General features: G+C 41.1%; 21 protein-coding genes and 2 pseudogenes. 13 read left to right on the forward strand and 10 right to left on the reverse strand.

What is annotated here, in order from left to right:
- The first annotated feature begins 268 nt into the window (after nt 1-268).
- On the forward strand, nt 269-3265 hold the full coding sequence (locus V7K30_RS18780) for a zinc-dependent metalloprotease (protein ID WP_335001770.1): 2997 nt from the start codon (nt 269-271) through the stop codon (nt 3263-3265).
- On the opposite strand, the gene V7K30_RS18785 is transcribed toward V7K30_RS18780, so the two are convergent.
- Nucleotides 3239-3370, reverse strand: coding sequence for a hypothetical protein (locus V7K30_RS18785; protein ID WP_335001772.1), 132 nt, complete (start codon nt 3368-3370; stop codon nt 3239-3241). The two genes, V7K30_RS18780 and V7K30_RS18785, sit on opposite strands and share 27 nt — an antisense overlap.
- A 51-nt stretch (nt 3371-3421) precedes the next feature.
- Between V7K30_RS18785 and V7K30_RS18790 the strand changes: the two are divergent.
- Both V7K30_RS18790 and V7K30_RS18795 read left to right on the forward strand, forming a co-directional pair.
- Nucleotides 3422-3842, forward strand: a pseudogene (locus tag V7K30_RS18790) (XisH family protein).
- A complete protein-coding gene (locus V7K30_RS18795) occupies nt 3830-4030 on the forward strand; it encodes an element excision factor XisI family protein (RefSeq protein WP_335001774.1) in 201 nt (66 codons plus the stop codon). The pseudogene V7K30_RS18790 and the gene V7K30_RS18795 overlap by 13 nt, the downstream one beginning before the upstream one ends.
- Nucleotides 4031-4072: 42 nt before the next feature.
- On the opposite strand, the pseudogene V7K30_RS34310 reads toward V7K30_RS18795, so the two are convergent.
- A pseudogene (locus V7K30_RS34310) lies at nt 4073-4228 on the reverse strand (histidine phosphatase family protein); the annotation flags it as partial.
- A gap of 79 nt (nt 4229-4307) precedes the next feature.
- Nucleotides 4308-5042 (reverse strand): DUF1995 family protein, encoded by a 735-nt coding sequence (locus V7K30_RS18800; RefSeq protein ID WP_335001776.1) that lies wholly within the window; start codon nt 5040-5042, stop codon nt 4308-4310.
- A 135-nt stretch (nt 5043-5177) separates the two neighbouring features.
- Between V7K30_RS18800 and V7K30_RS18805 the strand changes: the two genes are divergently transcribed.
- Nucleotides 5178-5852: a cold shock and DUF1294 domain-containing protein gene (locus V7K30_RS18805; protein WP_335001778.1), complete on the forward strand. Its 675-nt coding sequence runs from the start codon at nt 5178-5180 to the stop codon at nt 5850-5852.
- A 223-nt stretch (nt 5853-6075) separates the two neighbouring features.
- Here V7K30_RS18805 and V7K30_RS18810 read toward each other — a convergent pair whose 3' ends face one another.
- Entirely contained in the window at nt 6076-6252 is a 177-nt protein-coding gene (locus tag V7K30_RS18810; RefSeq protein WP_335001780.1) for a hypothetical protein, read from the reverse strand.
- Nucleotides 6253-6446: 194 nt separating this feature from the next.
- Nucleotides 6447-6761: a type II toxin-antitoxin system tRNA(fMet)-specific endonuclease VapC gene (gene vapC, locus V7K30_RS18815; RefSeq protein ID WP_335001820.1), complete on the reverse strand. Its 315-nt coding sequence runs from the start codon at nt 6759-6761 to the stop codon at nt 6447-6449.
- Here vapC and V7K30_RS18820 point away from each other — a divergent pair.
- Entirely contained in the window at nt 6663-6920 is a 258-nt protein-coding gene (locus V7K30_RS18820; RefSeq protein ID WP_335001825.1) for a hypothetical protein, read from the forward strand. The genes vapC and V7K30_RS18820 overlap by 99 nt on opposite strands.
- Here the strand turns inward: V7K30_RS18820 and V7K30_RS18825 are convergent.
- Nucleotides 6849-7076: an antitoxin gene (locus V7K30_RS18825; RefSeq protein ID WP_335001782.1), complete on the reverse strand. Its 228-nt coding sequence runs from the start codon at nt 7074-7076 to the stop codon at nt 6849-6851. The two genes, V7K30_RS18820 and V7K30_RS18825, sit on opposite strands and share 72 nt — an antisense overlap.
- Nucleotides 7077-7469: 393 nt before the next feature.
- Between V7K30_RS18825 and V7K30_RS18830 the strand changes: the two genes are divergently transcribed.
- Together V7K30_RS18830 and V7K30_RS18835 are read left to right on the forward strand one after the other, a co-directional pair.
- On the forward strand, nt 7470-7733 hold the full coding sequence (locus V7K30_RS18830; RefSeq protein WP_335001784.1) for a helix-turn-helix domain-containing protein: 264 nt from the start codon (nt 7470-7472) through the stop codon (nt 7731-7733).
- The gene (locus V7K30_RS18835; protein ID WP_335001786.1) at nt 7730-8647 is read left to right on the forward strand and encodes a hypothetical protein; all 918 of its coding nucleotides are present in this window, start codon (nt 7730-7732) and stop codon (nt 8645-8647) included. The genes V7K30_RS18830 and V7K30_RS18835 overlap by 4 nt, the downstream gene beginning before the upstream one ends.
- Here V7K30_RS18835 and V7K30_RS18840 read toward each other — a convergent pair.
- On the reverse strand, nt 8613-9701 hold the full coding sequence (locus tag V7K30_RS18840; protein ID WP_335001788.1) for a DNA methyltransferase: 1089 nt from the start codon (nt 9699-9701) through the stop codon (nt 8613-8615). The genes V7K30_RS18835 and V7K30_RS18840 overlap by 35 nt on opposite strands.
- Before the next feature lie 151 nt (nt 9702-9852).
- Entirely contained in the window at nt 9853-11022 is a 1170-nt protein-coding gene (locus tag V7K30_RS18845) for a cysteine desulfurase family protein (RefSeq protein WP_335001790.1), read from the reverse strand.
- Nucleotides 11023-11221: 199 nt separating this feature from the next.
- On the opposite strand from V7K30_RS18845, the gene V7K30_RS18850 reads away from it, so the two are divergent.
- On the forward strand, nt 11222-12853 hold the full coding sequence (locus V7K30_RS18850) for a DUF655 domain-containing protein (protein WP_335001792.1): 1632 nt from the start codon (nt 11222-11224) through the stop codon (nt 12851-12853).
- Between the two features lie 86 nt (nt 12854-12939).
- Here the strand turns inward: V7K30_RS18850 and V7K30_RS18855 are convergent, their stop codons facing one another.
- The gene (locus tag V7K30_RS18855) at nt 12940-14025 is read right to left on the reverse strand and encodes a glycosyltransferase family 4 protein (protein WP_335001794.1); all 1086 of its coding nucleotides are present in this window, start codon (nt 14023-14025) and stop codon (nt 12940-12942) included.
- Between the two features lie 525 nt (nt 14026-14550).
- Between V7K30_RS18855 and V7K30_RS18860 the strand changes: the two genes are divergently transcribed.
- The 5 genes from V7K30_RS18860 to V7K30_RS18880 all read left to right on the forward strand — a co-directional run bounded on the left by V7K30_RS18860 (nt 14551) and on the right by V7K30_RS18880 (nt 20135).
- Nucleotides 14551-15270 (forward strand): hypothetical protein, encoded by a 720-nt coding sequence (locus V7K30_RS18860; protein ID WP_335001796.1) that lies wholly within the window; start codon nt 14551-14553, stop codon nt 15268-15270.
- A gap of 200 nt (nt 15271-15470) precedes the next feature.
- A complete protein-coding gene (locus V7K30_RS18865; protein ID WP_335001798.1) occupies nt 15471-16205 on the forward strand; it encodes an ABC transporter permease in 735 nt (244 codons plus the stop codon).
- 305 nt (nt 16206-16510) lie between these two features.
- Nucleotides 16511-18349 carry a bifunctional serine/threonine-protein kinase/formylglycine-generating enzyme family protein gene (locus V7K30_RS18870; RefSeq protein WP_335001800.1) on the forward strand — a complete coding sequence of 613 codons (1839 nt, stop codon included), beginning with the start codon at nt 16511-16513 and terminating at the stop codon, nt 18347-18349.
- 27 nt (nt 18350-18376) lie between these two features.
- Nucleotides 18377-18838 carry a hypothetical protein gene (locus V7K30_RS18875; RefSeq protein ID WP_335001802.1) on the forward strand — a complete coding sequence of 154 codons (462 nt, stop codon included), beginning with the start codon at nt 18377-18379 and terminating at the stop codon, nt 18836-18838.
- Nucleotides 18839-19466: 628 nt separating this feature from the next.
- Nucleotides 19467-20135, forward strand: coding sequence for a hypothetical protein (locus V7K30_RS18880; protein WP_335001804.1), 669 nt, complete (start codon nt 19467-19469; stop codon nt 20133-20135).
- Here the strand turns inward: V7K30_RS18880 and V7K30_RS18885 are convergent.
- On the reverse strand, nt 20122-21663 hold the full coding sequence (locus V7K30_RS18885; RefSeq protein WP_335001806.1) for a phytoene desaturase family protein: 1542 nt from the start codon (nt 21661-21663) through the stop codon (nt 20122-20124). The genes V7K30_RS18880 and V7K30_RS18885 overlap by 14 nt on opposite strands.
- Nucleotides 21664-21991 lie beyond the last annotated feature (328 nt).

Here is a 21991-nt window from a genome sequence, read left to right on the forward strand (position 1 = left end):
AATTTTCCGGTTTGGGCTAATTTGTTATACTTTTTTTCCCAGATATTTACTAGTCTGATGTAAAAATAATACTTCCTGTTTGTCAGAGACGCAATTGTTAGGAAAAATCCTCCTGTACAACAGCGTAACAAAGCTGAAAAATGGCAACTAAAATTGAAGTCTAAAGTTTGCTGCTTGATATATAGCAGTTGAGACAATCGGCAAAAAGCAGGCTAAATAGCTTGGAAAAAGTTAAAAATTACGGAATAGTTATTGGGGAATTGATGCGATGAACAACAGATTAACCTTTTATATGATTTTGTTACATGGTTTATTTTTAGGAATAGCAACGGCTAGCGCCAAGTCACCGCCTGTGAATGGAGTTGATCCAGAGTTGTCAACGAAGCATAAGGCTGTGAGGGTTGTAAAAGCCGTAGTTACAGCCAATAGTCAGTTAATGGCAGAAACTTCTTCAACTAAAATATCAGCTTTATCACCAGAGAATATCAATATTACCCAGAAACAGAGGCTACCGTCAGGGCAAGTTTGGGTGCTTAATCAAAATAAACACGCACAGCCTCAACCATTTATTTGGGTAGTAAAAGACCTTAAAAAAGCAGCACAGCAACCATTTTTGCAAGTTGCAAAACCCCCAGAAAAACCTAAACCTAGCAAAACACCAACAGCAAAGGATGATTTAGAGCCGTTTGACGAAGTAACCAAAGACACCCAAAAGTCAGGGGGATTGTTCACCTTTTATCGCAATAAAGAAAAGAATAAAATTTATCTAGAAATTAAGCCAGAGCAACTCAATAAAAATTACCTAGCTACGGCAACCCTGGAATCGGGTATTGGCGAACGGGGTATTTATAGTGGTATGCCTCTGCAAGATTTTTTGTTTTATTTCCAACGGGTGGATAATAAACTAAAGTTTGTCATCCGCAATGTGAATTTTCGCACTCGTGAGGGAGATCCTCAAGTGCGATCGCTGGTGCGATCGTTTAGTGACTCTGTTCTCTACACCATTTCGATTAAAAGCATTCATCCACAACGCAAAACTATTCTCATCGACTTGGGCGATTTGTTACTGACAGACTTAGCTGGATTATCTGTAAGTTTAGGAGTCCCAGGAACCACTGACCAGTCCTATTTTGGTACTGCTAAAGCTTTTCCCCAAAACTTAGAAATTGAGTCAGTTTTGAATTTTTCTGGTGGCGCTGGCCACGAGAGTGAAATACCAAGCTTTGCGTCGCTACCTGACAACCGTGGCTTTACTCTGCGTGTTCACTACAGTCTTTCCCAACTACCTGATCAAGATTATCGCCCGCGCCTTGCTGACGATCGCGTCGGCTATTTTATCACCGCCTACCAAGATTTATCCAAAGACGATGGCGGCGATTCTTTTGTTCGCTACATCAATCGCTGGCATTTGGAAAAACAAGACCCAAAAGCAGTAATTTCTCCTCCCAAAAAACCGATTGTCTTCTGGATTGATAACGCTGTGCCCTTAGAGTACCGCTATGCGATGAAAGAAGGCGTGCTGATGTGGAACAAAGCCTTTCTCAAAGCAGGATTTAAAGATGCAATTGAAGTCCGCCAAATGCCAGATGATGCCACATGGGACCCAGCAGATATTCGTTACAACACGATTCGCTGGATTAACACAGTCGATGGTTATTTTGCAATGGGGCCATCCCGCGTTAACCCATTGACTGGGGAAATTTTGGATGCACACATTCTCGTAGATGCCAGCTTTATCCGGGCACTCAAGAATGAGTATCGCAAAATCGTCCAACCTAGCGAAACACAAAACCAGACTACTTTATCAGCTTTGATGCAAAATCGCCTACTTTGCGCCAATGGTTTAGAGGCAAAAAACAATGGTGTCTCCCAGCAGATGCAAGGGCAAAAAGAATTATTGAGTCGTTTATCTAAAATGGCCGGCGAGTACGATTTATGCTACGGGATGGAAGCTGCTAACCAGTTTGCCTTTGGTTCACTGGCAATGTCACTGCTGCCTGATACCATGGCCACTCCAGACCAGGTGAAAGAATATATCAATCAATATTTACGTTTAATCATCGCTCACGAAGTTGGACATACTCTTGGTTTACGCCATAACTTCCGTGGTAGTACACTGCTACCACCACAGGAGATGAATAATACGGAAATTACCAAAACTAAAGGTCTGACAAGTTCCGTAATGGACTACATTCCCCCAAATATTGCTCCTCAAGGTACAAAACAGGGAGATTATTTTCCCAGCATGGTGGGGCCTTATGATGAATGGGCGATTAAGTACGGTTACATGCCAATTCAGACATCAACTCCCATAGCGGAAAAGCCAATTTTGGAGGAAATTGCTGCACAATCCTACAAGCCAGAGTTAAGTTATTCCACAGATGAAGATGTGTATGACCTTGACCCAACTGCTGATGCTTGGGATAACAGTAGCAATGTACTGCTTTATTCTCAGTGGCAGTTGAATAATTCGCGGGTGATGTGGAAACGTCTCGATCAGCGTTACCCAATGGCTGGTGATAGTTACAGCGATGTGAGTGAACGTTTTAGCACAGTATTGGGTAACTATTTCCAGCAAATATATTACACGACAAAATATATCGGGGGACAGTCTTTCTATCGCATTCACCCTAGCGAAATCCCCTCTGGAGTTAGCCAACACCGATTACCATTTGAACCAGTACCAGTTGAACAACAACGGCAGGCTTTAGAAACGCTGCAAAAATATGTGTTTGCAGAAGATGCCTTGAGCTTTTCACCAGAACTACTGAATAAATTAGCACCTTCCCGTTGGCGACATTGGGGAAGTTCTCCGCAAGTTGGCCGTTTGGATTTTCCAATTCATGAATTAGTGCTACTCATCCAGGGTTCTGTGTTGCGAGATTTACTCTCAGGCGATCGCCTTTCTCGCCTCAAGGATATTGAACTCAAAACAAAGCCCGAAAATGCACTGACTCTGCCGGAACTATTTGACACTTTGCAGTCAGGGATCTGGACAGAAGTAATCAAACCAAAAGGTAAATTAATGAAGATTTCTAGTCTGCGGCGAGGCTTGCAGCGGCAATATCTGGACATCTTGAGTGGTATGGTGTTGCGAAAACAATCTGTTCCAGAAGATGCTCGTACTCTGGCTTGGTATAACCTAAAACAACTAGATGAGAAACTCAAGGGGGTTAATTCAGATGATGAATACACCAAAGCGCACTTACTAGAAACGCGCGATCGCATTGAGAAAGTCTTAAACGCGCCGTTGCAAGGGAATTAAAAAAGTTAGGAGTAGAGACGCGATTAATCGCGTCTGTACAAGAGTTAGGAGTAGAGACGCGATTAATCGCGTCTGTAAAATTCCTAATTCCTCTTCTTCTTTCATGATTTTGGCAAAATATATTTATAATCCTTATACAGGCTGAGAAAACAGTTTATGTCAGCTAGAGATAAATTTCACAACATTGTGAAATTGGCATTACAAAAGGACGGGTGGCGAATTACTCATGATCCTTTGCTAATTCGCATAGAAAATATTACCGATATGTACATTGACTTGGGAGCAGAGAGAATTATTGCGGCAGAAAGAGAGGGACAAATAATAGCGGTTGAAGTTAAAAGTTTCATCGGCACTTCAACTATTTCCGAGTTTCATACTGCGGTGGGACAGTTTATTAATTATCGATATGCTTTCTTAAGAGATAAATTCTGAGCGAGTTTTGTATTTAGCAGTGCCCTTAAACACTTATAACGATTTTTTAAATAAACCATTTATTAAAACTATTATCCAGCGCAGTCAAATCAATCTGATAGTTTATGATGTGGAAACGGAGGAAATTGTCCGATGGCAGATTTAGATAAATATCGAAACTGTATTCGTCAATTACTTACAGAATATGCTCAACGTGCCTCCTCTAATAATGAAATTGAAGCTCAAACAATTTTTGACGGAGAACAAGACCATTATCAACTGATATATATTGGTTGGCAAAATAGACGTAGGGTTTTTGGCCCTGTGATGCATTTTGATATCAATTTCGATTGAGAGACCCAGACGTTCAGCAAGGGGAGTAATTGACTGATATGCTCTCATAAATGGACTGGAGATAACCCGCTCGATCCCAAAACCGAATAACAAATCAGTCAGAGCGATCGCTTGGAAATGTCCCTCTGATGTAAGAGGTGCATTAGGTTCTTGTCCAACTGCTTGGCAATGTCGCACAATGTATAGGGTTTTCAGCATCAAATTTCTGTTTTAGAAATAAAAAACTCAAAATGAGGTAGCAGCTGATCAAGTTTCCTGCTGCTACCTCTGCTTTCTCCTAACTACTCAACGCCTTTAAGAACCGTTGCAAACTCTTAAACACACTGGGCTTTTTCTGTGGTGCTGCATCTGTTGTTGTTTGCGGTTGTCCTTTTAAAAGGATGAGATCCAACTCATCACCCGATGGTTTTGTGGGTAATTCGGCAATTCTTTGATATTCACCGCCGGTTTCTAGCCAAACTTCCCACTGTCCTGGGTAGCAGCGACATAGGGCGCTTTCATCGTCTATGGGGCGCAGGTAATAGGCGGATTCAATGGTATTGGTGAAACGCTCGCGAGTTTTCCTTGCTGCATAACCAATGCCCACAACCCCGGAATCTTCTAAGCGGGGATTTAAGAAGACTACAGGGCGATCGCCTATTTCTTCACATAACTTTTCCAACTGCGGTACTTCTACGGAAGTGGGGGCAATGAATAAGAAAATTTCATCCTCTGGCTGAATTTTTGTCTGCAAGGAAGCAGCCCTACCCGTCCCGATATCCAAAATTTGAAATGGTGCATCAGCCCAATTGCGACGGGCGAGGGCCGCAGCACCAGCGTCAGCAAAGAAAATCTTCAAACGGGAATCATATTCTGTAAACACGGGCAGAAATTGTTCCGCCACGGGCATAAACTTGAGTTCTGGGAACAGGAACTCAACTTGTAAGCGAGTACAACCATCTGCAAGGGCGGCTTGGACGGCTACACGAGATTGGGCGATCGCATCTTCAAGAGTATTTGGAAGTTCACTCATAGTTTATATGTCACTCTAGCATTACTTCCATTGTTTCAGTATTAGCTCTGATTTTGGCGTTGCGAAATTTTAATATGAATAATTTGGTCTTGATATGGGAACCTTAAAAATAAAGTATTGAGATCAAGGTCTTTGATGAAACCTGTTTTGCGTAAAGGAAAATTAACAACATGGAAGGATGACAAGGGTTTTGGCTTCATTCGTTCCAGTGATGGCAGTCAAGACGTTTTTCTTCATATCACTGCACTCAAAGAAACAAATCATCGTCCACAAGTTGGTGATGTGATTTGCTATCAGCTAACGGTTGGTAAAGACGGAAGAATTCATGCTTGCAACCCCTTCATTGAGGGAGTTGTATCCCAACCTATGCCGATAACCTCTTGTTCTGCAATCGAGAAAGAAACATTCCAGCCTAAAGCAAAATCTTCTTTAATGTTCGAGGTATTGCTCTTATCTTTATTACCAGGTTTAGGAGCAATGCATTTTGCATTGACGACTTTCAACCCAATTCCTCTGATTCTCTATCCTGTAATGAGTTTTCTTACCTTTGCACTGTACGCGGATGATAAATCTCGTGCAAAGCAGGGGCGTTGGAGAGTACAAGAAAAGACATTACATTTGTGTGAATTCATGGGTGGATGGTTGGGGGGATTCATCGCCCAACGAAGATTACGCCACAAAAGTAGCAAGGTTTCATACCAAGTTGAATTTTGGGTAATAGTAGCTATTCATATTATATTTTGGTTCGATTGGCTTTTCTTTGGGAAAAGATTGGTGGGTTTATTTCTGGGCAGTGTTTCTAGAGGGTAGCAGAGAACCTTGGCAAAACAAACTGCTCAGTCAAGATTCCCTGACTGCTTGCCCATTTTTCGATCTGCTGTTGAAGTTGAGGAAGAAAGTTTATAGGAGTAAACACAAAGGTGCTTCACATCCCAATTTTAGAAGTGCGATCGCATAGAAGACACTCTCAAAATTTTACCAATAGGTAAAAAGCTCGTTTAAGGCTTTCAGCGACAGTGACATAGAGCGCGAATCAGATAAAACCGAGATATTTTGATACGCGATACCCAAGCCAAATCCCCACAAGGCCACCAATGACGCCCAAGATGATCGAGGTGAACGATAGCAAACTTCCACCCCACAATGCAGGAAGGTAGCTGCCAATCGTAGAGCCAATAAACATCCCAATTCCAATGATGGTTTTACTCATTCAAGAAAAGCCTTAATCAAAAGTAATGAAAATAAGTCATGGTTGAACTCCTTTATGACTCAAAATATTACCTTTTGGGAAAAGACTTGTTTAACCCTTTCGGCAGCGTCGCTGATTAGATGTATGAATCTTGTTGTAGAGACGCAAAATCATTGTGGTGAAAACGTAAATGCTCATACATAGCCTATTCACAACTACTCAATCCAGTTTTCTAATGGAAGCGTAGGAATACGAGAAAACTCTCGCACATTATTGGTGACGAGGGTAACTCCTAAACTCAGCGCCTGAGAAGCAATGAGCATATCCATTGCACCAATGATCAGTCCTCTACTTTCTAAATTGCTTCTGATACTGCCGTAAATTGTCGCAGATGCTTGATTGAATTCGATAATTTCTAAAGGTAGCAGAAATTGCAGCAGGGCGGTGCGGTTTTTCTGTTGCTGTTGGCTTTTGGCGACTCCATATTCAAGTTCGGCAATGGTGATGGAGGAGATACCGACATCAGAAATATTAAGGGTTTGGAATTTATCCAGTACTTTTTGGGGTTTTTGCTTGATGAGCTAAATGCAAATATTGGTATCAAGCAGGTATCGCATTTAGAAGTTCTCTCTCGTGTCAAGGAGTGGCTGATCTCTAGAATTCATGAAGTCATCGGAGAAATTGTTTAGACTATCGATCAGGGATTGCCAGGGGTTATCTTTGGCAATGAGGACAATGGCGTTACCAATTTTTTTGATATAAACTTCAGTACCAGTGAGTTGAAAGTCTTCGGGCAAAATAACGATTTGGTGAGTGCCATCAGTGGTGAGTTTGGCAGTATTCATGGTGTTATTGTCCTGAAATTAGCTAATATTTCTGGTCTGGTAAGCACGAAATTTGATAAATGCAACTCTGAAATTTGCTTGAGTAGCTCATTGTTAAACCGAATCTATGGAAATCCTAGCAGTCCTGCCGATGAATATGATGGTGACGAAAGGATCAATATGGTAAAGGCTTGCTCTTTAAGCTCTTGCAGGGACATAGAAAACACTCCGACAAATGCTGTATCTAAATTTTAGTATGAGCGATCAACGCTTAACTAAAGATAAATCCGGTGTCAGCCTCTGCAAAACTTGTTTCAACACCATTACAGCTAAGATATAAGTATCCTATTTTGGGATTATCCGAAAATGGGTTTATTGTGTTTAACGTATACATAGTGCTAAAGCCAAGGCACAATGAAATTTGTTTTCAGCCACGACTATGAAATATTCCGTCGCTGTATGATTGCAGCTCGTAAGGAGGCAAAACTAACTCAAGAGACGCTTGCTAAATCCTTGAAAAAGCCACAATCTTTTGTAGCCAAATATGAAAACGGTGAACGGCGGTTAGATGTAATTGAGTTTCTGTTAGTTACTCGCGTAATCGGCGTAGATCCTTGCGATCTTCTCAGAAGAGTTGAGCAAGGAATATCTGAAGCATCTTGTGAGGAGGAGGTATGAATACACAGGATGTAATCGGGCTGGCATCTCAGTATCTAGATAATTTATCGGGTCATATTTTTGACGTTTTAGATATATCTAAGCCTGTAACTGTAGACGCAGCGCTAAACTTGGCTAAAATTATCTCAAAGCTTTCACCCTTACTCGGAAATTTAATCGAATTTAACACAGTTGAATTTTTGAATAAACAAAATGAATTTTCTGAGTTTGGAAAGTGGCAGAGGCAAGATCCAGGCTTTCCAGATACTATTTTCGTGGGAAGAGTTCAGCCAACACCAGGATTAGAGATTAAAGCATGGTTTCCATTAGCAACGGAAATAACAGCACGCTTTAAAGACAGCCAAAATCACTTTCAGTATGATCAGACCTATGTTGCTATGCTGGCATGGTTGCCTGAGAAAATTATCTATGGCAAGCCTCGTATTCTTGATGTATGTGTTGTCTCTGGTTTATCTGTAGCTTTAGCTAGAGATACCCATTATCATAATCCGCCAGATTATCTTGTTTTGGAGCCAGAAGATACAACTCAAAGAACAGCAAATTTACAGCAGACAAACACTAGCGGTTATAAATTTCAAGGATCTGCCGAAGAACTCTTAGAAGCTCAAAAAATAGTTGACTCATGGGGTGTTGAAGGAAAAATCTATAAACCAACTAGAGAATATCAGCGCCTTCTGCGTCAACTGTTGATCCGGTACAAATACAGACTGGATACTAATTTTGCAAAGATGGACAGAATCGGACATCCAGGTATTGAAAAATTTAAGCAGCGTGTCTATAACATTGAAGTTTCTGGTATTAAAGTTGGTCAATGGAATAGCCTTCTATCAAGCCGTCGAGAAGACAGCATCAAGAAATGTCTACAAGATTATCTAGAGATTAGAGAAGAGAGTATTGATGAACTTCTTGATTAAATCTCTGCACTCCATAATAAAAATAATCTGGATCAATTTCGCAAGAGTAAGCTTTTCGTCTTAGTTTACGCGCTGCTAGAGATGCACTGAACAGTCCACCGAAAGGTTCCCATATAACATCGTTTTTATCACTTGATGCTTCAATAATAACGCTCATTAAATCCAGAGGCTTCTGATTAAGATGTAGTGCTTTTCCCGAAGGAATCTTAACTCTCTCATCGCCCCGTAGAGCTTGCCGATCCCAAACATTTGTAAAACCATGAGGGCATCTGAATTTGGAGCGCATCTTACTCCATTCTTGCCCTGTTAAAGATTGCTTCCCATCCAAACAAAAATAAGGTCTTCCTTCTGGACTACCATGCTCATTTGCATAGTTCACTAACCTCTCAAACATCTCTGGAGGAGGGAAATACCATAAGTGTCCTTGATCGAAATACTTCCTAGTTGCAGCATTAGCTACACCACAAGCATCGTTTGCTCGTCGTAGTTGTAATCCAGAACGTTTCCACTCTTCTAGCAACCATACTTTCAACGTCAGTTCGTTGACTTTAACTTCTCTTACATATTGAACACACACTTCTGTAACTACAGGGAATCTACGAATTTTTTCTGTATTAACATTCCCTGCGATATGACCTTTTCCTTTGTTCCAAATATTACAATTAACATAACGCCAACCGGACTTTTCTAAAAGTGGATGTACAACAGCCCAGCCAATTTCTGAATTCCAAAACCAAAGTGTTGTGCATGGTATGGCTGCTTTTGACCATGCTTCAATATGAGGTTTATACCAATTAGGTAAATCAATATGATCTGAAGTATCTCCTTCAAAACCAAGAACACCGTAAGCTCCATCTGAAACGATGACCGTAGGCTGCTCCCAATTGTTATAGTGTTCGAGACTATCGCCTAGATATAGAGCAACGCTTTCATCATTCCACACAGAAAAATTTAAGTTGGTGTTGAGATTGACTACTTTACCACGACCAACTGTGCTGGTAGCCTTGCGTTTTAAGATGTTGGGGGAACTCGGTTCTGGGTTAGATAGACTCATTTATTGGTTACATAGCTCTCAAACTTGAGTATCTGTTACTTTATCCTGTTTTGGGATATTTTCATAGTGATAGACACTAAAATTAAGTAGAAACACGCTCAATACACAATATTTCCTATCCCCCCAGATAGGTGATTTATCATAACTTGATTTAACGCTTAACTAAAGATAAATCAGGTGTTAGCCTTTGCAAAACTTGCTTCAACACCATCACTGTCCAATCTATATCAGCTTCAGTCGTATCATGCCCCAATGTGATGCGAATTCCGCCCAAGGCAGCTTTTTCGGAATAGCCCATCGCTAACAATATCGGACTAGGGCTAAGTTTACCACTGTGACAGGCAGCACCAGCACTGATACCGATACCTGCAAGGTTTAGCTGTCGTACCAAGGCTTTACCGCTCAATTTTTCTCCATCGGCATTTTCTAGGCACATACTGACGTGGTGAGGTAAACGATCGCAGCCATCCCCTGTAGGAATTAAACCCGGAATCTCAGCTAATTGGGCAAAAGCGCGATCGCGTAACTCAATTAACCGTGGTGTTTCTGTAGCCAATTCTTGTGCTGCTAACTCTGCTGCTATACCAAACCCCGCAATTATCGGTACTGCTTGCGTACCAGAACGCAGTCCCATTTCTTGCCCACCACCACCCAGCAAGGGCATCAAATCCACACCAGAACGCACGTACAACGCCCCTGCACCTTGAGGGCCATATATTTTATGACTGGAAAGGCTAAGTAAGTCTACGGGCAGTTGTTGCACATCTATAGGTAAGCGTCCCGCAGCTTGTACTGCATCTGTATGGAACAAAGCCCCATGCGATCGCACAATCTTACCCAATTCTGCGATCGGTTGCACTGTCCCTACTTCACTTTGACCATAAATTATAGAAACTAAGACTGTGTTATTTCGCAACGCCGCCTTTAAATCCAAGGGATTGACTCTACCTTTAACATCTACAGACAAGCGCGTAACTTCCCAACCCCACATTTCTAGCGATCGCACTGTCTCGGAAATTGCGGAATGCTCAACGCTGGAGATAATTAGATGTTGAGGAACAGCATACAACCGAGCTACACCCATAATTGCCAAATTATCAGCCTCAGTGCCACCAGAGGTAAAAATGATCGATTCAGGACTGGCGGCGTTAATTAAACCAGCAACTTGGACTCTGGCTTGTTCCACAACCGTTGCAGCCCGTTGTCCCCACTCATGTAAGCTGGAAGGATTGCCCCACTGTTGAGTGAGGACTGTTTGCATAACTGCGATCGCTTCTTTTCGAGTTGGAGTAGTGGCACTGTAATCTAGATAAATTTGCATATAACCGATAATGGTGAGAACACACGTTGATAGTAGGCTGCTGATATTGTCAACAAATCCTGAAAAAAATCTCTGTAATTCTGCGTCAAGCAGTAGATTTTTCCCTTGGCTTGGAAAGCTATTTCTCTACTTAATTCAAAATACAAGATTTTGGGAATGATAAATATGTTCACTCCCAATCCACTTTTAACAGATTACAGTGCAATTTATCTCTAGACAAAGATATTTTTTATATATCTTTTTACTGATATTTTCCCTCGCTGGTTGTCAACGAGTCCAATCCTCCAATCAGCGTCCAGCCCCCTTACCACAAGACCCGTTAGTTCAAGTTTACTTTAACCATTCTGAATCTTCAGAATACAAGGAACCTTACCGTCAGCAAACTCGCCTTGGGGATGATTTAGAAAAACAGATTGTCAATGCTATTTCGCACGCTAAATCTACAGTAGATGTGGCGGTGCAAGAATTACGTTTACCTAAAGTTGCCCAAGCATTGGTTAATAGACAAAAAGCTGGGGTAAAAGTCAGGATAATTTTAGAAAATACCTATAGCCGACCTTGGAGTAGTTTAACATCTACTGAAGTAGGTAAGTTAGATAAAAGAGAACAGGAACGCTACAACGAATTTCGCCAATTTATCGATATTAACCAAGATAATCAACTCAGTCCAGCAGAGATTAATCAAAGAGATGCTTTGATAATGTTGCAGAATGCCAAAATTCCCTGGATAGATGATCAAGCAGATGGTTCAGCCGGTAGCAGTTTGATGCATCACAAATTTGTGATTGTGGATAATCGCATTGTAATTATCACTTCCGCCAATTTTACTTTAAGTGATACATCTGGTGATTTTACAAATTCCAGCAGTTTAGGTAATGCCAATAATTTATTGCAGATTGACAGCCCGGAATTAGCATCTTTATTTACAGAAGAGTTTAACATCATGTGGGGGGATGGGCCGGGAGGTCAGCCAGATAGTCAATTTGGTTTAAAAAAGCGAATGCGTTTGCCTAAACAAATAACTTTAGGTAACACCCAAATTACTGTGCAATTTTCGCCTACTTCTCCCACTCAACCTTGGATTAACAGTAGTAATGGTTTAATTGGTAAAACTTTAGATTCAGCAACCAAATCTATTGATATGGCGTTATTTGTTTTTTCCGAACAGCGTCTTGCGAATATTTTAGAAACCCGCCATGAACAAAGTGTGCAAATTCGCGCTTTAATTGAACCACAATTCGCCTATCGTCCTTATAGCGAAGCATTGGATATGATGGGGGTTGCTCTCAGTAACAAATGTAAATATGAAGTTGATAACCATCCTTGGCAAAATCCAATTACTACTGTAGGTGTACCTGTTTTACCCAAAGGTGATTTATTGCATCACAAATTTGGTGTTATTGATAGTCAAACAGTAATTACAGGTTCTCATAATTGGTCAGATGCTGCTAATAGTGGTAACGACGAGACGCTTGTAGTGGTTGAAAGTCCCATAGTTGCTGCCCATTATGTGCGAGAATTTGCTCGTCTTTATACCAAAATTAAACCCGGCTTACCACCAGGTATTCAAGAAAAAATCAAATTAGAACAAACACGCTGTCCCCAGATAAAAACTTCTTCATCAACTGAGCTACAAGCAATTAAAAAAGTAAATATCAACACCGCAAGTCTAGAAGAATTAGCAACTCTCCCTGGCGTGGGTAAGAAGTTAGCACAGCGGATAATTCTTAGCCGTCAACAACAAAAATTTACATCTTTACAAGACTTAGAACGAGTTCCAGGAGTTAAGGCGAAGACATTGGAAAAATGGCGCGATCGCCTGATTTGGTAATAGGGGCGTACAGCTAGCTGTGCGTCCCTACGATGGTTTGTATTCTACTTAGTTAAAAAGAATGTAAGATTACACAAATGCGGTATTTAAACGCGATCGCTAGCTAAATCAACCAAACTGTGGAAATGCCCATTGTGAGAAAATCTTTCTGCGATTATTTGTTGATAAACCGCCTCATACCCATCAGTCATATGCTCAACGCTGAAAAGGTTTTCGACATACTGGCGACAGGCATAGCGGTCTAACTCTATGACGCGATCAATCGCACTAATGCACTCTTGAATATTATTGCAGAGGAAACCCGTCTTACCGTCGGCAATTACCTCCTCAGTAGACCCCAATTTCATCGCAATCACTGGCGTACCCGAAGCCATTGACTCAATCATCACCAATCCAAAGGGTTCCCGCCAAGTAATCGGGAACAGAGTTGCTACTGCACCTCCCATCAGAACATTTTTTTGAGCATGGTTGGCTTCACCCAAATACTCAATTTGCTCCCCGTCAACCTGCGGTTTGATTTCCTTTTCAAAGTATTCTACATCAACGGTATCCACCTTACCTGCCATTTTCAAATGCCAACCAGCTTTTTTGGCAATTTCTATGGCTAAGTGCGCCCCCTTCTCTGGAGACATCCGACCCAAAAACGCTAGGTAGGGCGGATCTTCTGGTTGGGAGTGAAAATTATAACTGCTGACATCAATCCCGTTGTAGACCGTCGCTATACAGTTCAACCCTAACCGTGGTTCTCGTTGTGAATTGGAAATATTGACGTAGGGTTGTTTTTTAGCAAAACTAAACATCTTTTCGTTATCAGGGGTAAAAATACCGTGTAACGTATGAACTGTAGGGGTTGTGACAAGATTGGCGTAAGCTAGTGCCCCATGCCCGATATGGGAGTGAATAATATCAAACTCATCTGCGCGTTCATACACCGAGGCTAGATTTAGCAATTCGTAAATGCCGAAATCTTTGATAGTAGCATCGAGTCTGAGAGCACGGGGATGAACTGACGTTAGTTTTGCCAGACTAATAGAATCTCCCGATGCAAATAAAGTTACTTCATGTCCGCGTCGGACTAATTCATCGGTCAGTAACCCAACTACTAACTCTATACCACCATAAGCTGGAGGTGGAACTCTCTCCCACAATGGAGCTACTTGAGCAATTTTCATCACAAACCTCCTAAAAAATAAAACTTGAATTAGAAGTTTTTTCTTTCTGTTGTTTTAGTGTTTGTAATTGATTCACTTTGCATTAGAAAGTTACTTCAGATACTAAACTTATTCACAATTACCTTTAAATCTTATGCTGTTAATTATATATTTTTCGTCTATCTTAGTACGGAAATCACCCACTCCTAAAGAGGTAAATACATTCTAATTTATTAATTTTTGTGTGATTTAGGGAAATTTTAAATAGAGATTTTTTTATAAATAGGAACTTTATAAAATCGTCAAAAACTACCGTTAAATGGCGATAATGAGCGCAAAAGCTCTATTTGTGCCTGTCAATCATCTGATTTTAAAATGTTAATTAAAGAATAAAGTGCGTAGACACTCTTTGGGCGGCTTTCCCTACTCTAAAGGATAACCTGTAGCCGCCTAAAGGGTCGATTTTAGTAAAATAGGGTAGTTTGAAATCAGAGTAGCAATTTTTATCGAACAGAATTCTGTTCGATAAGTTAGGAAGTATGGTGAATGGACAAACTACAGAAATTTTTTGGCCAGCTAGAAGCTATCTTGCCTGCCACGTCAGATAGTGAACCGTTCATTGTCACGGAGAACTCTTTACCTTGTCCACAGCAACTTATATCTACTGGTAGATTAGTCGTCAAAAAAGGCGTGAGTCAGTATGGCTCTTGGTACCAGATTGATCAACTTTTGTTTTTTGCTCATAAAGAAACCTATCGCCAGTTGAGTCTTTTGATTCTAGGATGTATATTTTCTTCAAATGTAGGTAAGGTTGAACTCCTACTCACTCACGAAAAGAGCGATATAAAGAAGATTATTGTGGAGTCCCAGAATCTTGACATTGACACACTTACAGGAGGATTTTATGCAAAACCTTTTGCTTTTAAATATTGGCCAGAAGTTCAACACCGTCTTCATCCTCTTCATAACTTGCAAGTCTCTGATTGGGATCTGCCAGAACTATTGTTAACAGATGAAGACGACTGTTGTATAACTGAGGAAGACTGGAAGAATCGTTCTGTTATACGTGGCTTCGGAACACCATCGGGAGCAACGCGCTTTGCTGAATTACTTCTCAATATTGGTTTGTCTGAAACAGAAAGGCAGGAATTTTATCTCGAATCTTATGTAGGGAATAAAAGCGTAGCTCCAGGAAGTGCTGAAGCAAGACTTTGGTTGCCCGGAGGAGATTATTGGGACGATTCTCTGTTTGAAGAATGTGGCTGAATTAACGTGAGTTCGACGTGAGTAAAAAACCCCAGCATCGCGTAGATTTTTGATTGCTCGAAATATTGACTTATTACACAAAATATGATATTTTGTATTTCTATCAATAAAAATCACATATAAACGTGAATATCTCTTCATCTCTCAAAAAACCGCGTGTCTCATGGCAGGCGGTTTTCTCACTGTTGATATTTGTATTCATGTACCTGCCTATACTGGTACTTGGCTTTTATAGCTTCAATCAGTCGCCCTACAGTGCAACTTGGCAAGGATTCACTCTCGATTGGTATCGCAAGTTGTTCAGTGACGATCGCATCTTATCAGCTTTCCAAAACAGCATGATCGTTGCTGGTTTTGCTGTCGGGATTTCAGCAGTGCTAGGAACCTTGATGGCGGTTGGGTTGGCGCGTTACGAATTTCCTGGTAAGAAATTGTATCGCGGTATTGCTTACCTACCGTTAATTATTCCCGATATTGCGATCGCAGTAGCTACCCTAGTATGTCTAGCGGCGTTTGCAATCCCTTTAAGTTTGTGGACGATAGTTGCAGCCCATGTGGTGTTTTGTCTCGCCTACGTCGGACTTGTGGTTGCTTCACGATTGACTAATTTAGATCCTCACTTAGAAGAAGCAGCACTAGACTTAGGCGCTACACCAACGCAAGCTTTCATCAAAGTATTGCTACCTCAATTAATGCCTGGGATTCTAGCTGGTTGTCTCTTGGCTTTTGTTCTCAGCTTAGATGATTTTCTCATTTCCAGTTTTACTGCTGGTAGCGGTACTAACACCCTGCCAATGGAAATTTTTAGCCGCATTAGAACAGGAGTTAAACCTGATATTAATGCTCTCAGTGTGATGTTAATTTCAGTATCTGCGATCGTTGCTCTTGTAGCTGAATTAATTCGCGCTTCTGGAGAGAATAAAACTTTCAAATAATACTTGTAATTGGCAATAAAAATTATGGGTGATTTGGTTCTCCGTGAACTTTTTTCGGTGAGTAACAACAGCTATCTTGAAGAAGTCATAATTCATAATTCACAAGTAGGGTGCGTTATCCCCTTATCCTAATGCACCATGTTACCCAACCAAATTGTACAGACGCGATTAATCGCGTCTCTCCTAAAATATTTTTATAATTTTTAAGCACATATAAAAATTTCCGTGTTCGCTTCTCTACATAACTGTTTTCAATTAGATAATATTGGGGCTAACTTTGGAGAAGATGCTATTTCCTCCTGATTATGCAAATCTGCCAAAATCCCAATTGCTCAAATCCATTCAACTCTGATAGCAATAAATTTTGCGTGAGTTGCGGACAAAGCAACTTTGGCAAACTTCTAAGAAACCGTTACCGCGTATTGAGACTTTTAGGTGAAGGTGGGTTTAGCAGAACCTATGCTACAGAAGATGTAGACAGACTAAACGCCCCTTGCGTCATCAAGCAATTTTTCCCACAATTTCAGGGAACAGGACAACGCACTAAAGCAGCCGAATTTTTCAAAGAAGAGGCTTTTCGGTTGTATGAACTGGGAGAAAATCATACCCAAATTCCCAGATTACTAGCTTATTTTGAACAAGGTACTAGCTTGTATCTTGTTCAAGAATTTATTCAAGGAAAAACTCTCTTACAAGAAGTTCAGCAACAAATCTATGGCGAATCACAAATCTGGGAACTTTTAGCTGATTTATTGCCAGTTCTAGAATTCATTCATACTCATAATGTCATTCATCGGGATATCAAACCAGAAAATATTATCCGGCGTGCAAGTGATGAAAAACCCGTATTAATTGACTTTGGCGGTGCTAAACAGGTAACACAAACCAGTTTAGGAAGACAAGCTACAGTAATTTATACCCTTGGTTATGCCCCAACTGAACAAATGGCTGGATTTGCTTGTCACGGCAGTGATTTGTATGCTTTGGGTGTAACTTGTGTGCGTCTTTTAACTCAATGTTTGCCTTTGCAGGATGCTTCTGGACAGATTAATGATCCTATTTATGATGCCATGAATGCGAAGTGGTTGTGGCGCGAACGGTTACAGAAAAAAGGTATTACTCTCAGCGATGACTTAGGGAAAATTTTAGATAAATTACTAAAACACTTACCGAGTGAAAGGTATCAAACAGCAGTAGAAGTTATCAACGATTTGAAGTTTACAACATCGAACATTGAACCTGTTGCCCTAAAAATTGTTTCGATGCCCCAACCCATATTACCGCCGCTACCGCAAAAAGTAATAATACCATTACTCTCCTTAGAAACCTTTGAATTTGACGTAGTGACAGTAGACACAGGTGGTAGAGAAGTAAACCGCATGAGCTGCAATGCAACCTTTTTTGCCGAAGAATTAGGTAAGTCTATCACATTAGAAATGGTATCGATTCCTGGTGGAACTTACATGATGGGTTCACCAGAGTTTGAAGGGGATGCTGACGAACGTCCTCGACATCAAGTTACCGTCGAACCATTTTTTATGGGAAAATTTCCCGTAACTCAAGCACAGTGGAGAGTAGTAGCAGCTTTACCCAAAGTCAAACAAGCTTTAAATCCCCATCCATCAAAATTCAAAGGTCTAGATAGACCAGTGGAAAATGTATCTTGGTATGAGGCTGTAGAATTTTGTCTCAGGCTATCAGAAAAAACTGGACGCGACTATCGTTTACCGAGTGAAGCTGAATGGGAATATGCTTGTCGGGCTGGAACTACAACCTCCTTCCACTTTGGCGAAACAATTACCTCTGAGTTAGTCAGCTACACTGTGGAACCAAAAAGCAAATTCCGTAAAGAAACAACAAACGTCGGTAGTTTTGAAGTCGCCAACGCCTTTGGATTGTACGATATGCACGGGCTAGTTTGGGAATGGTGTGCTGATTCGTGGCACAACAATTACAACGGCGCACCCTTAGATGGAACAGCTTGGGAAGTTGGCGGTGATATACACCGCCGGGTGCTACGTGGTGGTTCGTGGAGTTTCAGTGCAGAACTTTGTCGCAGCGCTAGTCGTAGCTGGAATGAGTCAGACGGTGGACTGAGGATTTGTGGCTTTAGAGTAGTATTTTCCGTAGAGGAGATTATTTAGCAATTTCATTCAGAGGCTATATAAATTATGAACGACAGAATTGAGAAAGGTGACATAGTACTTATAAATAAAAGTGGAAACTACCACAAGCAAGTGGGTGAAGTTAGTCAGGTTGATTACAATATTTTCTTCGTCAAAATAGTGATAGTAAAGTTAGGTAATCAAGAAGCAAACTTTGAAGAAAAAGATTTACAATTACAAACTAAAAAGCCGAGCCTGAAAGAAGTAATTGCATCGGTAGACAAAATTTTAGAACAAGTTGATCAGATTCCCCACTTGCCGACTAAAGAGAAAGTAGAGTTACCCAACCGTCTGAAATATCTGAAATTAGATATTCCTAAACTCGATAAGCAGTTGATTCAAAAAAACTTCGACAGTATAGATAAAATATTTGCAGCAACAAGAGAAGCAGACTCTTCAGCAAGCTTTTGGCAAGAAATAGATCTTAATTTGGAGAAAATAAGCTGGTGGATTAGAACAAGTCTGTGAACTAAGAAGTAAGTCGGTGAGAATAAATCAGCTTTCTCTCGTTCCCAGACTCTGGCTGGGAATGCCTATTGTGAGGGCTGCCGCCTCCTGAATTTGCGGCAGAGCAGCTTTTAATGCATTTCCAGCCTCTGGCTGGAAACGAGAATTTTATCTCGTGTTTTAGCTTAAATTGACACGCATAAGCATTGCTATGCTCCTAGCAACGTATTTGTATCATTATGAAAGTGAAATGGGATAAGACAGTACTTCAACTCTTAATCTAAACTTATCAATAATTAGAAGTCAAGCTTATGTTTGACCACATAATTGTTAGGTTTAAGGCTAAATAATTGGCATTAGGCATAATTAAACGTAACTATATTTTTTTCATTTTCTATCTATAATCCCTTATTCATCATCCTTTACGCTCCATTTTGAGCAATGATATTTATTTATACCCACCTAATTAACTTTGCATTTGTAACTGTATGACTAAAATTTTGATATTAGCTTGATGGTTACTTTGTGTAAACTTTAAAAAAGTATTTTTTTATCTTTTGAAAGTAGGCTTTTAGCGGTAATGCCTAAGTTTTTAGATTAATCAAGAGCCTTTTTTAGATAAAATGAACTACAAAGATTAGGAGTATCTATGCGCTTTTTTCAGTTTGCAGGGATTCTTGGTTGTACAACAGCAGCTTTTATATCAATTGCACCCATACAAGTAGAAGCTGCAACTTTTAAAGTGACATCTGGAGTTACCAGCATTGATCGTGACCACGAGGATATTCTTAAAAGTATCGGGCTAAACTTGACAGGCAGTAATAATACAGTCGCACCAATTCCCAGTAATTATTTAGTTGGCTTCAACATCGACTCAGCCACCAACTTTACATTCAGTGACGAGGGCGGTTTTACTCCACTCTCAGGTACAATCGAGCATACTGGTACTGTTACCTTCAATGATAATATTACTGTCGGTGACTTTTCAATTGGTTTTGTTCCAGGACGTACCGTTAAAGATGCCAGCGGATTTGTTTTAAGAGACACATATTCTCTAAATACAATTTTGTTTGATTTGAGTATTCCAGAACCTGTGGCTTTTGATGGTGAAAATTTAACCATCCCTGATGTTAAATTGCTGGTTTCTCCAGAGTTTGCAAATATACTGCAAAAACCTGACTTGACAGGTTTGTTTGCTGGAACTGCACGAATTGATGCTCAAGTTGTTGCCGTACCCGAACCTGACAGTGTACTAGCAGTTTTGGCAGCGGGTGCGGCTCTCTTGGCAACGAGATTTTATAAAATTAAATGCACTTGATATCCTGAAGCATAGCTAAATGCTTATTAACAGGTGCAAGGGTATTCGCGGCAATCAGCCCACTGGCGGCGACTGCTGGTAAACCAATGCCGGGAAATGTTGAGTCGCCACAGCACATCAGTCCTGGTAGAGGTGTGCTGGGCCCAGGAAACATACCATCTCCAGCCGGAATTGCTGGGCCGTAGGAACCTTGGTGACGGCGGAGAAAACGCTCGTGCGTTAAAGGTGTACCAACGAGTGTGACTTCGCAACGAGAGCGAATATCTGGAATGATCCGCTGTAGCGCTTGCCACATTACTTCTGCACGCGATCGCTTTTGTTCGGCGTATTCTTGGTTCCTTCGATCCATTCCCTGCCAGATAGCATACGGCTCATTACCAGGTGTATACACATGAATCACGTGCTTACCTGCTGGTGCTAAGGATGGATCGAGAATTGAAGGGATGGAGATCACCACAACATTCTGAGGTGCTGTTATACCCAATTCCCAGTCATTAACTACGATGTAATGACACCGCAAATCTGACTGTAATCCTTGAGCATCAATGCCTAGATGGAGATGCATAAAACTATCACATTCTGGCGTCGCCTGTCGTTTGCTGCGGTACTGTTTAGGTATTGCCTTTTCTGGTAGCAACTTCAGTGTGTCCCAAACCGATGCATTAGAAATCACTGCCCGCCGGGCCCGAATTTCTTGGCGATCGCGCAGACGCACACCCACCGCCCGATTACCTTCTACAAGTACTTGCTCCACATGAGCGCCCAGTATCAGCTTCCCACCGTGACGCTCCAATCCTTGTACAAGGGTGTCAACTAAAGCACCACTACCACCAATCGGATATTCAAGTACTGCGTCTGGCCGATACCAATCCGCAAACATAAATGCTACCTCTGCGGCGCTAGTGCCATCTGCGGGCAATCCAGAAAGTAGAAAGCAAAGCAAATTGAGCCAATTTCGGGTAAACGGGTCTTTGACAACCCCATCCATAATCCGGCTGAAGGGGCCCGTTAGCTTGATTATATTCGCCACATTTTTTGTCAGAGATGGGAGAAACGGGCCCACAGTTCTAGCTGCACCAAAATCAAAGCGTAATGCCGCTGGTGGTATAGAAGTTGCTGCCTTAGCAAATGGTTCCATAACGCGCTGGAGTTCTTGCCATTCGGCTACAGCATCATCACCACGGAATTTCATCAGCACTTCACAAAATTGCTCGGCACCAACCGCCGTGTCAAAATCGCCTTCTGGTAGACAACAACCCCAAGTATCGTAGGTTACGCATGGTAATTCAGAACCAATTGCATCTAACACTTGTCGCAGGGGGTTAGCAGAGGGGCTATAAGACAGTCCAGAGTAGAGAGACGGGCCCGAGTCAAATTTGAAACCATTGCGCTCAAAAGCATGAGCAGCGCCTCCAGCAATGGAGTGGCTTTCGCAGACTATCACATCAAAGCCATATCGTGCCAAAAGAGCAGCACAACTCAAACCGCCAATACCGCTACCAATGACAACTACATCTGTAACTTGCATATATGTTTCCAACAATAAATTAAAACAGTTGTGGAAACTTGGATAATATCATTCGCTCCCCCATCCAGAAACCGCTCTAATTGGTTAATATCATCACTAAGGATGGACACAAAACCGCTAGTGCTGCGTTATTTAGATTAAAAATTTGATTCAGACATACTAATGAGAAACTTAAAGTAGTAACTGAGTTTACTCAAATCAGAGTAAAACTTTTGACTATTTACTACTTTCAGATTTATCCGTATTATTTTACTCAGCACGGGCTAAACATAGCTATCCGCTAACAGCACGGGCTAAACCATAGCAATCCGCTAACAGCACTCAACAT

The sequence above is a fragment of the Nostoc sp. genome (assembly GCF_036917655.1).
Taxonomy (GTDB): domain Bacteria; phylum Cyanobacteriota; class Cyanobacteriia; order Cyanobacteriales; family Nostocaceae; genus Nostoc.